Source organism: Burkholderia sp. Bp9031, from assembly GCF_003857965.1.
Taxonomy (GTDB): domain Bacteria; phylum Pseudomonadota; class Gammaproteobacteria; order Burkholderiales; family Burkholderiaceae; genus Burkholderia; species Burkholderia ambifaria_A.
Genome location: NZ_QTPW01000011.1, coordinates 23560 through 37477 on the forward strand (window position 1 = coordinate 23560; position 13918 = coordinate 37477).

Sequence of the window (13918 nt, forward strand, 5' to 3'; positions counted from 1 at the left end):
GTCAGCCCGCGTCGGGCCGATCCTGCCGTGGCGCAAGATGCGCTGCCGGCGCCGTCGCGTCGTAGTGCCCGAAGCCGTAGCGCGCGAAAATCCGGAATGCCTCGGGCGACCGGATGAACGCGAGCCACGCGCGTGCGGCCTCCGGGTGCGGCGCATGCTTCACCATCGCGCCCGCATAGATCGCCGTCGTATTGTGCGCGGACGGAATGTCGATGTGCATCAGCGGATGCCCGACCTGTTCCTGGAACGCCGCTTCCGACTGCCACAGCACGCCGGCGTCCGCGCGGCCCTGCATCAGGAACAGCGCGGTTTCCCGATGGTGGATGTGCGTGAGCTCGGTCGTGCCGGCGCGCACCTTGTCGTCGTAGACGGCGCGCGCGAGCGTATCGCCGCCGGCCTTCACGAGCGACGCGCGGATCTGCCGCGCGACGCCTTCGAAGGCCGGGTTCGGCATCGCGAGCTTCACGTCGGGCCGCGCGAGATCGTTCAGCGATGCAATGTGCTTCGGGTTGCCGGCGTGCACCATGATCGTCAGCTGGTTCGTCACGTACGGCACGGCAGGGCCTTCGAGCGTGCCGTCCGCGATCAGGTCGTCGATCTTGCCGAGCCCCGCGAAATACGCGTCGGGCTTGGCCGTCCACGTCATGTTGCCGACGGTGATCGTGCCACCTGCATGAATCTGCTTCACGAGCAGGCCGGGCGGAATGGTTTCCCAGTAGATGCGGCCGCGGTATTCGGGATGGTCCGCCTCGAACTGCGCGACGAGCGGGGCCATCGCAAAGAAGTAGTTGCCGCCGACGTACAGCACGAGCTTCGGCGCGGTCAGGTCGCCGTGGAAATCGGCGAGCACGTCGACCTGCGGCACGGTGAATTCGAGGCCGCGGTTCGTCGCGTCGTTGTTGCGGCCGTCCTGCCACGGCGGAAAGACGCTGCTCGAAGCGTCGGCGGAAGCGGCGAGCGACAGTGCCGACGTGCAGCAAAGCGCGGCCAGCGCGACATGCAGCGCCGTGCGCCATCGGCGTTGCAGCGAAGCGCGCGTGCGGATCGATGTCATGACGTGCGTCACTTCGCGTAAGTGAAACCGGCGTGCTGTAGTTCGGCTAGCGTGCCGACCACGCCCGGCGTGACGATCGCCGACGGAATCACGTGGTTCGTCAGGTCGGCGGCGAGTGCGTCGAGCGGCAGCTTGTCCGGGTTCGCGTTCGCGCCGTCGAGCCGTTCCGCGAGTTCCCAGATCGCGTTGTGGCACGCCAGGAACACGACGCCGCGCTGCAGCAGTGCGGCGATGCTGTTGTCGTGCGACGAGAATGCGCCGTCGGCCAGCTCGTGATCGTTCGCGTCTTTCGATTGCGCGGGTTTCGCGGCGAGCAGCGTGTTGGTCGCGAACGCGGCGCCGGCCAATTTCGCGAGGCCGTATTTGTCCCACGCGGCCTGGTCGAACAGCGCGAGATGCGCGGCACCGTGCGTGGCCGACACGACGAGGAAATCCGGATGACCGAACGCCCAGATTTGCGCGTTCAACGCATTGCGCATCAGGTTCAGCCACGGGCCGCCGAGGTCGGTGTTGTCCCATACCTGCTTCGGGCCGCCGCGATAGCCGATCACTTCCGTGAGCGCCGCGTGATCCCATTGATCGGGACGCTCGACGATCATCGGCACCGTCTTGAAGTCACGGCGTCTCGGCGTGGCCGCGAGGCGGCGGGTGAGGTCGGCGACGCGCGTCGCGTCGCCGGCCAGCAGCGCGCCGGTTTCGGGTGTCGCCGCCTGGGCGACGCGTGACGCGCCGAGCAGTGCGGTGCCGGCCGCGAGGCCGAGTGTCTTGAGCGCGTCGCGGCGCGCATGCCGGTCGGACATCGAACTCTCCCATCTCGTTTTTGTGGGGGCGTGCCGCATCGCCGTGCCGCGGCGGTGCGTCGCCATCGCGTAGCCAGTCTAGAGGCGCGCGATCGATATCTGAAATCGCGATATCGGATGGGAGATATTCGAGGGTCCGATGATTGGCCGAAACGACGAAGGCCGCGCGACACCGGCTGATGGGGCATCCATACCGGTTCGTGTCACCGGCCGGGGTGCGTCGCGCGTGTCGCGCGGCCCCGGCCGCCCGGTACGAAGGTGCGAGGGTGCGTTAGAACGACACCGTTGTCGTCAGCGTGACGAGCCGCGGCTCGCCGACCGCGACGATCAGGTTGCTGTTGCTCGACGGATAGTAGGTCTTGTCGAGCAGGTTCTTCACGTTCAGCTGGATGCGGGTGGGGAACTTGCCGATCGTCGTTTCGTAGGCCGCGAATGCATCGACGGTCACGTAGCCGGGCAGCGTGAAGCTGTTCGCGGTGTCGCCGGGGCGTGCGCCGACGAGCCGCGCGCCGCCGCCGAAGCGCCAGCGTCCGGGCAGGTTTGCAATGGCCGTGTCGTATACCGCGAACAGGCTGCCCGTGTGGCGCGCGACGTTGACGAGCGGCGTGTTGCTGTCGCGATCGTTGGCGTTCGTGTACGCATAGCTGCCGATCAGGCTCAGGTGCCGCGTGAACTGCCCCGCGACGTCGAGTTCGATCCCGCGCGAGCGTGCGGTGCCGATCGTCGACGTGATGTCGCCGACCGTGACCGCGACGTTGCGCTTGTCGATCTGGTAGGCCGCGAGCGTGCCGGTGATGCCGGGCTTCAGGCTGAACTTCAGGCCGGCTTCCAGCACGCGGCCGAATTCCGGCGCGAGCGGTGACGCGACGTTCGATGCGACGTTCGGCTTGAACGAGCGGCTCACGTTCGCATACGCGGTCAGCGACGGCGTGAGCGCATACGCGAGCCCGAACTGCGGCAGCCACACGTTGCCGTGCGAGCGGTCGGCGAACACGAACGGCCGCCCCATCCCCGATTCCTGCTGCCAGTCTTCCCAGCGCAGCCCGCCGACCGCGGTGAGCCGGTCGGTGATCTTCACGGAGTCCTGCACGATCATCGAATACGTGTGGACCTTCGAAAGCGAATCGCTCTGCTTCGCGCTTGCCGTGCCGCCCGGCGCGAGCAGGCCGTAGACGGGATCGTAGAGATCGAAGCCCTTGGTCGCCGTGCCGCGGATCGTGTCGCCGCGGAAGCTGCGCTGCCGCTCGTATTCGCCGCCGACGTAGAGCGCATGGTTCATCCCCGCGAGCGTCAGGTTGCCGAGCAGGCCGAGCGTCGCGATCTGGTCGGAATCGTTGCGCCCGAGGTTCGCATCGGACGAGCGCGACAGCGCGCCGGTCGTGCTGTTGAAGGCGGTCGCGCGGGTGAGGTACTGGTCGTAGCGGTCGCGGCCCCAGCCGTAGGTCGCACGCACGCGCCACGCGTCGGAGAAGCGGTGCTCGACGCGCGCACGCAGCGTCTCCTGGATCCCGCTGCTTTGCGCCCACGCTTCCTCGTAGCGGCGATAGCGCAGCGTATCGTCGGGGCGGCCGTTCACGAGCACGGTGCCGCGATCGAACGGCATCGTGTAGTCGACGTACTGGTAGCTGACGTCGATCGATGTGTTCGCGTCGTGCCACGACAGCGCCGGCGCGATCAGCGCATTGCGTTCGCGGCCGAAGCTGCGCCAGTAGCGGCTCGTGTCGTATTCGCCGGTGAGCCGGAACGCGAGCGTGCCGCCCGCGACCTGCCCCGGCTTGCCGAGCGGGCCGGTCAGGTCGAACTGCGCGCTGCTGCCGCCGTGGCTCGTGCGCGAGGCCGAGATCGAGCCGCCGAACGTGGCCTCCGGCTTGCGCGTGACGAGGTTGATCACGCCGCCCGGATCCTGCATCCCGTACAGCAGCGACGCCGGGCCCTTCAGCACTTCGACGCGGTCGATCGTCGCGAGATAGCTGTGCAGCACCGGCGTGCGCACGCCGTCGACGAGCACGGAGCCGTCGTTGTTCGATCCGAAGCCGCGCTTGATGAACGCGTCGCGCGTGCCGCCGAGCGTGTTGGTCTGCGTGACGCCGCTGATGTTGCCGAGCACGTCGTCGAGCGAGCGCGCCTGCTGGTCCTGCATCACGCTGCTGCTGACCACCGCGACCGATTGGGGAATCTCCTTGAGCGGGCGATCGTCGCCGCCGGCGATGCTGCTGGTGCGCGGCTGGTAGCCGACCGTCGGATCGGCGACGGCCGAGGCGCTGACGCTGATCGCCGGCAGTTCGCGTTCGGGCGGCGCGGGCGTGGCCGCGGCTGCCGATGCCGCTGCGGCAGGTTCGGCATCCGCATGCGCGCCGCTTGCGACGCAAAGGGTGATCAGGGCAGGGAGGCTCGCGCGCCACGGGCGCAGGGTCCGCGCGCGGCGGGGCGGTCGACGGGATGGCATGAATCGATGAATGGCGGAATGCTAAGGATGAGGGCGCGGGCCGCAGCGCTTCACTTTCACTGCGTCGCGGCGGCAGGATGCGCATGATATATGTAATGAGAATCGTTTGCAATTGTAATGGGCCCGATGCGGGCCGTGACTCGCGATTGCCGGGCCGTCGACCGTCTGCTACCGTAGCGGCCAAAATCAGACGCAGTGAAATTCAATGAGAGCCGGGGGCCGCACCATGTCATCTTCCAGTCACGTCGCGTGCAGCGCGACGTCGCGCACCGCAGTCGACCATGCGGGTGGTGAAGTGATCGCAGCCATGTTCCACGATTCGAACGATTAGGGCCCGTTCCCGTTATTAGCGTGAACAGGCCGTAAAGCAACGGCAGCGAATTCAATTGGCGTATCGCAGGGGCAGCCGGCGCCGCGCCGCCTTCAATCACTTCAACCACCACACTTGATGGGAGACCACCCAATGAAAAGGATTTCCGCGCCGTTCATGACGGCCGCGCTGGCTGCATGCGCGATGCTGGCGGGCGTTCACCGGAGCGGCTATGCGGCGCCGGCCGCCGAGCCCGCGATCGATGCGCACTACGGCGCCGTGATCGAGGCCTATACGAAGGACATGGCCGCCGCGAAGACGAAATACGACGGCAAGCGCCTCGCGTTCGTCGGCGCGGTGATCCGGATGGGCAGCGACCCGGGCGGCACGTACTTCGGTGCGCTGACGACCGACGGCGAACAGTTCGATACGCATTTCGATGTGTCCGACCAGGCGGCGCTGAAGCCGAAATTCCCCGACGGCGAGATCAAGCCGTTCACGGCGTCCGCGAATTTCCGCTTCAGCTGCGTGAACGAAGGCTACATCGACGCGCCGGTGCTGCCCGGGTTGAAACTGTCGCACTGCCGGCTCGCCGATTGAACGATGGGCGGTGTCCGGCGCATCAGAACTTTTGCTGGATGCCGGCCATCACGCCGAGCTGATTCATCCCGGTGCCGACCGTTCCGCCGGCGGCGACCGCGTTCGCGGCCAGCATGCTGTTGAACATGTAGCCCACCGACGTGTAGACGGTCGTCCGCTTGGACAGGAAGTAGTTCGCGCGGCCGGCGAGCAGCGTGGCATTCGTGCCGCCTTCGCTGGTCTCGCGACGCTGCAGGTAACGGACGCCCTGGAGGTCGAGCGCGAGGTAGGGCGTTGCGTAGTAGGTGCCGCCCGCGAACACGATGTCGGCCTGCAGGTGTTCGGCCGCCGCGAGGTTGCGGCGGATCCATCCGGCGCCGAGCTTCGCGGGGCCGATCTTCACGTAGCCGGCGACGATGTCGCGCGTGTCGGTGTATGCCGGATTGTTCAGCGGCGCGAGCGCGCCGCCGCCGCCGCGCATCACGTCGTGCGAGGCGGCCAGCCCGAAATTGCTCGCGTCATAGGCGAGCATCGCCGTGTATTGACGGCACGCGACGATGTCGCCGGGCACCTGTCCGGCGCAACCCGTCGCCGACGGTCCTGCCGGCCCGGCCGCGTCGCGGCCGAAGCTGTAGGTGGCACCGAGTGTCACGCCGTGGAACGTGCCCTTGTAGCCGATCGCATTGTCGCTGCGCGCGTTCGGCAGATAGGAGTCGAAATCCGCCATCGAATGAAGCGACGGGCCGATCACGTCGGCATTGGTCAGCACGATCATCGACATGTTCATCTGGCGGCCGAGGGTTAGCGCGCCGAACGGGCTGTTCACGCCGACGTTCGCCTGCCGCCCGAACAGGCGGCCGCCGTAGTTCAGCGCACCGGTGCCGGGCTGGAAGCCGTTTTCGAGCACGAAGAAGGCCTGGTAGCCGCCGCCGAGATCCTCCGTGCCTCGCAGGCCCCAGCGTGACGGCACCTCGCCGGTCAGCGTCGGCATCCCGGTGAACGAGCCGCCGTGCGCGGCGTTGTTGTAGTAGGACACGCCGGTATCGATGATCCCGTACAGCGTGACGCTGCTTTGCGCACGGGCCGGTCCGGCCAGCGCCATCGCCGTCGCGAATGCGACACCCAGTTTCGTTTTCATGGCTGTCTCCAAACAGTATGTAGATATGCTTATCGATTTTTTTAATGACCCGGACGCATCCGGGATGCCGACGGGTATCGGCAAAACTGCGAGCGTCGTGCGTTACGACATCGCCGGGTCGCGCTGCCGGCGCGGTGCCGCGGCACGCGCGCCCACCACGGCGACGGCGATCGCGGCACCGGCCATCGGCACGAGGAACGCGAGATAGAGATGGGACACGGACCAGCCGTCGTCCAGCAGCGCGCCGACCGTCATCGGCGACAGGATCGCGCCGAGGCGGCCGATGCCGACCGCGAGACCGATGCCGGTCGTGCGGATCTCGGCCGGATACGGCGTCGGCGACAGCGCATACATGCCGGCCACGCACGCATTGATCACGGCACCGAGGAACACCGCGACCGTCATTCCGATGCCGAGCGAGCCGGTGTTCGCACCGAACACGACCATCAGCGCGCCGCCGAGCAGCAGCGTCGCGCCCAGCAGGTTGCGCAGGCCGAACCGCGTCGACAGCAGGCTGAAGAGCGACGCGCCCGCGATGCCGCCGAGATTGAGCAGCACGCCGCCGGTCACGCCCTGCGATGCCGACAGCCCGGCCTGGACCAGCAGTTTCGGCGTCCAGCTCACGACGAAGTAGAAGCTGCCCATCACGAGAAAGAACGCGATCCACAATGCGATCGTGCGACGCGCGAGCGGCGCGCGCAGCACGGCCGTCCAGCCCGACGCGGGGTTCGCCGTGTCGACGGAGGCGGTCGCGGCCGGCAGCGTGTCGATCGTCGCGCGCTTCATTCTCGCGAGGATGCGATTGATTTTCTGCAGCGCGTTGTCCGGACGCCGCGCCAGCAGGAAGTCGAGCGACTCCGGCATCAGCGCGAGCACCATCGGGATCGACATCAACGTCAGGATGCCGCCGAACGCGAACACGCTGCGCCATCCCCACGTCGACAGCAGATAGCCGGCGATGATGCCGCCGGCGGTGGCGCCGATCGCGTAGCCGGTCGACTGCATGCCGATCGCGGCGCTGCGCCATTTATTCGATGCGTACTCGCCGCTGATGACGGTCAGGCTCGCCAGCATGCCGCCGATGCCGAGCCCCGTATAGGCACGCGCGACCGCGAGTTGCAACGTGCTGTGCGTGGCCGCGCAGGCCAGCATCCCGGTCGAGATCACGGCGAGGCAGAGCAGGATGATGCGGCGGCGGCCGACGCGGTCGGCCAGCGGCGCGATCAGCACCGAGCCGATGCCCATGCCGGCCAAACCGGCACTCAGCAGCAGGCCGATTTCCTTGCCGCTCAGTTTCCACTCGGCCGCGAGATGCGGCGCGGCAAACGCGATGGCCAGCACGTCGAAGCCATCGAGCATGTTCAGCACGACGCAGGCCGTGACGGCCATCGTCTGGAACGCGCTCATCGGGGACTCGTCGATCGTATTGCGGATATTTGCGCTCACGTCAAAGATCCTTCCAAAAATAGTATGACTAATCGAATGGGATGAAATCGAAGCCGGCCGCTGCGAATGGGACGAACGCGATTGCGCGGGCTGACGGGCAACCCGGGGAGCGTCCGTCGCGACCGGCAGGCGCCGTTCGCGCGCCGGCGCGATGGCTACGCGGGTTCGGGTTGCAGCAGCAGACGCTCGATCACGCGCCGTGCGCGATTGGGGCCCGCGTCGACGTGAATGTCGATCTGGCGGCCGTCCGGGAACCGCAGCTGATTCCGGTATTGCGCTTCGATCACGGCCTTGTCCTCGTCGAACGTCGCCGCGGATTGCTCGATGACCGTTTGCGCGATGCGTTCGACGTCGTGCTGCGGATTGGTCGCGACGGTCCAGAAGTAGTGCGTCGTCGCGTCCGTCTCGGGCGTGACGCCGTGGAAGCCGCGCATGTGAAAGCCGCCGCGCGCCGGATCGTGCAGGTCGCCGGTGCCGGCGTCCATCGCGCCGGTCCAGATGCGGATGTGCGACACGTGGAACTCGATTTCCTGCCAGCGATCGACGCGGCCCGCGAACGGCCAAGCAGCGGTGTAAGTCGGCGGCGGCGCGGAATCCGGCATCCGGCGGACCAGCGTCACCGTGTCGCCGTCGCTGCTGACGCGGGTTTCCGCGCCCATGTGCAGCGGCGCATTGCCGCCGATCGTCTTCAGATGGACGTAGCCGAGATGGCTCAGGTCCATCAGGTTGTCGTGAATCAGCTGATACGGCGCGTCGTAATGGTAGTGGCCGCCGCCGAACCGGTATTGCGGGTCCGAGTGAAACGCATAGCGCGGCGGCGCGCAGGTCGGTCGAGCATGCGCGTCGGCGCCGATCCAGATCCACACGATCGCGTCCTGTTCCTGCACCGGATACGACGATACGCACGCCCTGGCCGGAATCCGCTCCTGGCCGGGAATCTCCACGCAAACACCGCCGCGGTCGAACAGCAGGCCGTGATAGCCGCAGCGCAGGCCGCGCGCTTCGAGCGAGCCGCACGACAGCGGCAGCGACTTGTGGCAGCAGCGATCCTCCAGCGCGCCGACTTCCCCGGACGGCAAGCGGAACAGGACGACCGGGTGGCCCAGCAGCGTGCGGGCGACGGGCTTGTCCGTCAGTTCGGATGAAAGCGCGGCGACCCACCAGCGGTCGGACGGGAATTTAGCAGTATTGATTGTTGATCTGCCATGATGCTCCATTGATCGTCTCCAGTATTGTGATTGGCACGCCGCGTGCCGGGCGGTCCGCTTACAGATCGAGTACCAGCAGGTCGGTTCGCGATCGCGAACAGCACGGCATGAACTGGTCGCCGGCCGCTTGTTCCGCTTCCGTCAGATAAGAATCGCGATGATCGGGCTCGCCTTCGAGCACGCGCGTCACGCAGGTGCCGCACACGCCTTGCTCGCACGACGTCAGCACGTCGACGCCGTTGGCCGCCAGTGCCGCGATGACCGTGCATTCGGCCGGCACGTCGATCACCTTGCCGCTGCTCGCGATCCGGACCTGGAACGCGCGATCCGCGCCGGTCGACGCAACCGCGCCGCCGAAGAACTCGTAGTGCAGCCGCTCGTCGGCCCAGTTGCGCGCGCGCGCGGCGTTCAGCACCGCATCCATGAAGCCGCGCGGGCCGCATACGTACAGGTGCGCGCCTTCGGGCGCCGCGGCGAGCACCGCGGCCAGGTCGAAGCGTTGTGTGGGGTCGCCGTCGTCGACGTGGAAGCGGGCGCGATCATGGAACCCGGCTGCGTTGATTCGCTCGACGAAGGCCATGCGGTCGGTCGAGCGCGCGCAGTAATGCATGTCGAACGGCATGCCGGACGAGAACAGCCGTTCCGCCATGCAGAGGATCGGCGTGACACCGATCCCACCTGCGAGCAGCAGATGGTGCGGTGCGTCGGGTGCGAGCGGGAATTGATTGCGCGGCACGCCGATCCGCACGATATCGCCTTGCCGGACTTCGTCGTGAATGACGCGCGAGCCACCTCGGCCTTCGGCATCGCGCAGCACCGCGATCTGATAGCGGTCGCCGTGCTCGGGGTGATTGCACAGCGAATACTGGCGCACGAGCCCGCCCGGCAAATGCACGTCGATATGGGCGCCGGCGTCGAAGCGCGGCAACGGCGCACCGTCGTCGCTGACGAATTCGAAGCCGCAGATGTCGCGTGCTTCCTGCCACTTGCGGGCCACCCGCACCGTCAGCATCGCAGCGCTCATGACGCCTCCTTGATCTGCGCGACCGGAATCACGGGCCGCTGCGGGCTCGATGCGTTTTCTTCGGCGAGCAGCCGCTCGATCACCTTGCGCGACAGCACGCCGCCCGCGTCGATGTTGAGCTTGAGCAGCTTGCGCTCCGGCCACTGCTCGAGGTTGCGCTGCTGGCGCTCGAGCATCTCGAGATCCTCGGCGAAGATCTTGCCCTGGCCTTCGCGGATCTCGGCGGTCAGCGCGTGATCGTCGGGCCGGAAATTGCGCGCCATCCCCCAGAAGTACCAGATCGAGGTGTCCGTCTCGGGCGTGATGAAGTCGACCACGATCGACGACGCCTTCGCGTCGGCCGGCGCGTCGTAGCCGCCGCGGCCCGCATGCGCGACGCCCACTTCGATCATCACGTGGCTCGGCGGCGTGAAGCGGCAGATCTGCCAGCGGTCGACCGGCACGTCGTCGGCCAGCCCGTTGCCGCGCAGCGCCATCCGCCAGAACGGCGGCGGCATCACGTTCTCCATGAAGCGGCTCGTGACGACTTCGTCGCCATGGCTGGTCGTCTTCGGCGGCGCTTCGTCGATCTCCTTCTGGCCGATGCTCGTCGCATGCACATACGTCTCGTGCGTGAGGTCCATCAGGTTGTCGATCATCAGCCGGTAGTCGCAGCGGATGTGATACAGGCCGCCGCCGTGCGCCCAGGCCGGATCTTCGGCCCACGACAGGGCGGGCAGCCTGGCGGGGTCGGCTTCGGACGCGTCGCCCGGCCACACCCAGACGAATCCGGCGCGCTCGACGACGGGGAAGCTGCGAATCGACGGGAAGCCGCCGACGCGCTGGCCCGGCATGCCGGCTGCCTTGCCGTTGCAGCCCATTTCCAGCCCGTGATAGCCGCACACGAGCACGCCGTCGCGCACGAATCCCAGCGACAGCGGCGCGCCGCGGTGCGGGCAGAAGTCCTCCAGTGCGGCGACCTGACCGTCCGCTGCGCGGTAAAACACCATCGATTCGTTGCAAATCCTGCGGCCCAGCGGCTTGCCGTCGATTTCGTCGGGCGTGCACGCCACATACCAAGCGTTCTTGAGAAACACGTTCGTCGTCTCCTTCAGGTCGATGCCGCCGGTGCGCGGCATCTCTTCATTCCGTGTACTGAATGAGATTCAGTGTACTCATTGAGATTGGCTGGAGCAAGGCGAGCGGTATACTGGTTTTCCCGGGAAATGGCGCGAGGCAGCGCCATGCCGTCGGCGCACGCAACGGCGTGTGCCGCCTATGTCATCGACTCATCCATGGAAAAAACGAATCCCGCCGACGCGCCGGCATTCCCGCTCGATCTGTACGACGAACCCGGGCACCTGATCCGGCGCGCACATCAGATCGCGGTTGCGATGTTCTACGAGAAGCTGGGGCGGGACGTGACGCCCGTGCAGTACGCGGTCCTGCGGATGCTCTACGAGTGCCCGGGGCTCGACCAGGTGACGCTCGCGCAGCGGGTGGCGCTCGACACGTCGACGACCGCGGACCTCGCGGTCAGGCTCGAAGCGAAAGGATTGATCGTCCGTGAAGTGCTGCCGCGGCGTCAGCGGCGGCTCTTGCTGACGCCGACGGGCGTTGAACTGCTCACGCACCTGATTCCGTCGGTGAAGGAACTGCGTGCCGGCCTGTTCGACGGGATGGGGGAGGAGGACTCGCAGGAGCTGATGCGGCTGTTGCGCAAGTTCGTCCATCTGAACAACGAGCAGAGCCGTGCGCCGCTGCGGGTCAGCGAGGATTCGTAGCGGCCGGTTTTCCTGCGGCGGCAGAGCAGATGCCGTGCCGGCGTCACGTGCGTGACGCTTCTCCTTCCAGTCGCCGCATGGCTTCCGCGACCTCGTTCCGGAAGCGCACCAGCGCCGCCTGCTCAGGCACGGGCGGCTGCACGGCCGCCCACAGCATGTCGATCAGCTGCGTGGCCGTCGTTTCCGTATCGAGCTTGCGATGGCCGAGGATCGCATCCCACAGCACGTGCTCGATCGGCCCGAACACCATCGAGCGCAGCAGGCTCAGCGGCATGTCGCTGCGCACCTGCCCGGCCGCCTGGCCGCGCGCGAGCACGTCCATCAGCGGCGCCGTGTAGCGGCGCTGCAGCGCGGTGAGCTCGTCGCTCAGCGCGTGCTGCTTCGCACGACCTTCCGACAGCACCAGCGCGCACAGCCCCGTGCCGTTCACCAGCATCAGCCGCAGGTGTGTGCGCACGATGAACGCGAACTGCTGCTGCACGGACGCCTCCACCGGCATTCCATGCTCGAACGCGGCAATGATTTCGTCATACCAGTCGGCGATCACGCGCGCGCACAGCTCGCGCTTGCCGCGGAAGTAGCTGAACACCGTCGCCTCCGACACGCCGACGCGCTGCGCGATCTCGGCGGCCGTCGCATGCTCGTAACCCTTTTCGGCGAACACTTCACGACCGGCGCGCAGGATGTCCTGCACGCGCTGCTGGGACTTGCGCCCGGCGGGTGCGCGCGACGAGTCGGCGCGGTCGGCTTTGGCGGTGGCGGTCATGGTGTCGGCGGGAGCGGCTGTCATGTTGCAATGATATCTGAGTGTCACTCAAAAAACTATTGACGCCAAGCCGGACGAGGCGCGAAACTGTGCCAAATTTCCGCTGCATTAGCTTAATGAATCGACGCATTGATCCGATTTGAGCGAAACTCAGAAATCGGCGCATGCGACCCACTTTCTGGAGACGGAGGAGACATGATCAACCTGCCCGGCGTGCAATTCATGCTCGGTGAAGACATCGAGATGCTGCGCGACGCCGTCGCGACGTTTGCGGCGAAGGAAATCACGCCGCGCGCGGCGGAGGTCGACCGCACCGACCAGTTTCCGATGGATCTGTGGAAGAAGTTCGGCGATCTCGGCGTGCTCGGGATGACGGTGGCCGAGGAATACGGCGGCGCGAACATGGGCTACACCGCGCACATGGTCGCGATGGAGGAGATCTCGCGCGCGTCGGCGTCGATCGGACTGTCGTACGGCGCGCACTCGAACCTGTGCGTGAACCAGATCCACCGCAACGGCACCGACGCGCAGAAGCAGAAGTACCTGCCGAAGCTCGTGTCGGGCGAACACATCGGCGCGCTCGCGATGAGCGAGCCGAACGCGGGCTCCGACGTCGTCAGCATGAAGCTGCGCGCGGACAAGCGCGGCGATCGCTACGTGCTCAACGGCACGAAGATGTGGATCACCAACGGCCCCGACTGCGACACGCTCGTCGTCTACGCGAAGACGGACCTCGATGCCGGCCCGCGCGGCATCACCGCGTTCATCGTCGAGAAGGGGATGAAGGGCTTCTCGGTCGCGCAGAAGCTCGACAAGCTCGGCATGCGCGGGTCGCACACGGGCGAGCTCGTATTCCAGGACGTCGAAGTGCCGGAGGAGAACATCCTCGGCCAGCTCAACGGCGGCGTGAAGGTGCTGATGAGCGGCCTCGACTACGAACGCGCGGTGCTGTCGGGCGGCCCGACGGGCATCATGGCCGCGTGTCTCGACGCGGTGGTCCCGTATATCCACGACCGCAAGCAGTTCGGCCAGTCGATCGGCGAATTCCAGCTGATCCAGGGCAAGGTCGCCGACATGTACACGACGTTCCAGGCATGCCGCGCATACCTGTACGCGGTCGGCCGCCATCTCGACTCGGCGGGCAGCGACCACATCCGCCAGGTGCGCAAGGACTGCGCGGGCGTGATCCTCTATACGGCCGAAAAGGCCACGTGGATGGCCGGCGAGGCGATCCAGATCCTCGGCGGCAACGGCTACATCAACGAATACCCGGTCGGTCGTCTGTGGCGCGATGCGAAGCTGTACGAGATCGGCGCCGGCACGAGCGAGATCCGCCGGATGCTGATCGGCCGCGAGCTGTTCGCGGAAACGATGTAACGCCCCA

Annotated in this window: 12 protein-coding genes; 3 read left to right on the forward strand and 9 right to left on the reverse strand. The window is 66.9% G+C overall.

The window, feature by feature from the left end:
• Window position 1: 1 nt before the first annotated feature.
• From DIE15_RS16500 to DIE15_RS16510, 3 genes are all read right to left on the reverse strand, one after another.
• A complete protein-coding gene (locus DIE15_RS16500) occupies window positions 2-1054 on the reverse strand; it encodes an extracellular solute-binding protein (protein WP_057930127.1) in 1053 nt (350 codons plus the stop codon).
• A gap of 8 nt (window positions 1055-1062) precedes the next feature.
• A complete protein-coding gene (locus DIE15_RS16505; RefSeq protein ID WP_057930132.1) occupies window positions 1063-1854 on the reverse strand; it encodes a hypothetical protein in 792 nt (263 codons plus the stop codon).
• 271 nt (window positions 1855-2125) lie between these two features.
• Window positions 2126-4300: a TonB-dependent siderophore receptor gene (locus tag DIE15_RS16510; RefSeq protein ID WP_124833824.1), complete on the reverse strand. Its 2175-nt coding sequence runs from the start codon at window positions 4298-4300 to the stop codon at window positions 2126-2128.
• A gap of 463 nt (window positions 4301-4763) precedes the next feature.
• Between DIE15_RS16510 and DIE15_RS16515 the strand changes: the two genes are divergently transcribed.
• Window positions 4764-5210, forward strand: coding sequence for a hypothetical protein (locus DIE15_RS16515; RefSeq protein ID WP_057930151.1), 447 nt, complete (start codon window positions 4764-4766; stop codon window positions 5208-5210).
• Between the two features lie 22 nt (window positions 5211-5232).
• Here DIE15_RS16515 and DIE15_RS16520 read toward each other — a convergent pair whose 3' ends face one another.
• The 5 genes from DIE15_RS16520 to DIE15_RS16540 form a co-directional block, all read right to left on the reverse strand.
• A complete protein-coding gene (locus DIE15_RS16520) occupies window positions 5233-6327 on the reverse strand; it encodes a porin (protein WP_124833825.1) in 1095 nt (364 codons plus the stop codon).
• 102 nt (window positions 6328-6429) lie between these two features.
• Entirely contained in the window at window positions 6430-7773 is a 1344-nt protein-coding gene (locus DIE15_RS16525) for an MFS transporter (RefSeq protein WP_057930149.1), read from the reverse strand.
• A gap of 155 nt (window positions 7774-7928) precedes the next feature.
• The gene (locus tag DIE15_RS16530; protein WP_124833826.1) at window positions 7929-8990 is read right to left on the reverse strand and encodes an aromatic ring-hydroxylating dioxygenase subunit alpha; all 1062 of its coding nucleotides are present in this window, start codon (window positions 8988-8990) and stop codon (window positions 7929-7931) included.
• Between the two features lie 49 nt (window positions 8991-9039).
• A complete protein-coding gene (locus DIE15_RS16535) occupies window positions 9040-10005 on the reverse strand; it encodes a PDR/VanB family oxidoreductase (protein ID WP_124833827.1) in 966 nt (321 codons plus the stop codon).
• Window positions 10002-11081, reverse strand: coding sequence for an aromatic ring-hydroxylating dioxygenase subunit alpha (locus tag DIE15_RS16540; RefSeq protein ID WP_057930154.1), 1080 nt, complete (start codon window positions 11079-11081; stop codon window positions 10002-10004). The genes DIE15_RS16535 and DIE15_RS16540 overlap by 4 nt, the downstream gene beginning before the upstream one ends.
• 198 nt (window positions 11082-11279) lie before the next feature.
• Between DIE15_RS16540 and DIE15_RS16545 the strand changes: the two genes are divergently transcribed.
• Window positions 11280-11768, forward strand: coding sequence for a MarR family winged helix-turn-helix transcriptional regulator (locus DIE15_RS16545; protein ID WP_057930146.1), 489 nt, complete (start codon window positions 11280-11282; stop codon window positions 11766-11768).
• A 43-nt stretch (window positions 11769-11811) separates the two neighbouring features.
• Here DIE15_RS16545 and DIE15_RS16550 read toward each other — a convergent pair whose 3' ends face one another.
• A complete protein-coding gene (locus tag DIE15_RS16550) occupies window positions 11812-12558 on the reverse strand; it encodes a TetR/AcrR family transcriptional regulator (RefSeq protein WP_057930145.1) in 747 nt (248 codons plus the stop codon).
• Window positions 12559-12729: 171 nt separating this feature from the next.
• Here DIE15_RS16550 and DIE15_RS16555 point away from each other — a divergent pair, with 171 nt between their 5' ends.
• Window positions 12730-13911 carry an isovaleryl-CoA dehydrogenase gene (locus DIE15_RS16555; RefSeq protein WP_044847409.1) on the forward strand — a complete coding sequence of 394 codons (1182 nt, stop codon included), beginning with the start codon at window positions 12730-12732 and terminating at the stop codon, window positions 13909-13911.
• Window positions 13912-13918 lie beyond the last annotated feature (7 nt).

Bases quoted from the DNA above. Each gene is read 5' to 3' on its own strand.
- DIE15_RS16520 (WP_124833825.1), bottom strand. From the start codon at position 6,327: ATGAAAACGAAACTGGGTGTCGCATTCGCGACGGCGATGGCGCTGGCC.
- DIE15_RS16535 (WP_124833827.1), bottom strand. From the start codon at position 10,005: ATGAGCGCTGCGATGCTGACGGTGCGGGTGGCCCGCAAGTGGCAGGAA.
- DIE15_RS16545 (WP_057930146.1), top strand. From the start codon at position 11,280: ATGGAAAAAACGAATCCCGCCGACGCGCCGGCATTCCCGCTCGATCTG.
- DIE15_RS16550 (WP_057930145.1), bottom strand. From the start codon at position 12,558: ATGACAGCCGCTCCCGCCGACACCATGACCGCCACCGCCAAAGCCGAC.
- DIE15_RS16530 (WP_124833826.1), bottom strand. From the start codon at position 8,990: ATGGAGCATCATGGCAGATCAACAATCAATACTGCTAAATTCCCGTCC.
- DIE15_RS16515 (WP_057930151.1), top strand. From the start codon at position 4,764: ATGAAAAGGATTTCCGCGCCGTTCATGACGGCCGCGCTGGCTGCATGC.
- DIE15_RS16555 (WP_044847409.1), top strand. From the start codon at position 12,730: ATGATCAACCTGCCCGGCGTGCAATTCATGCTCGGTGAAGACATCGAG.
- DIE15_RS16505 (WP_057930132.1), bottom strand. From the start codon at position 1,854: ATGTCCGACCGGCATGCGCGCCGCGACGCGCTCAAGACACTCGGCCTC.
- DIE15_RS16510 (WP_124833824.1), bottom strand. From the start codon at position 4,300: ATGCCATCCCGTCGACCGCCCCGCCGCGCGCGGACCCTGCGCCCGTGG.
- DIE15_RS16500 (WP_057930127.1), bottom strand. From the start codon at position 1,054: ATGACATCGATCCGCACGCGCGCTTCGCTGCAACGCCGATGGCGCACG.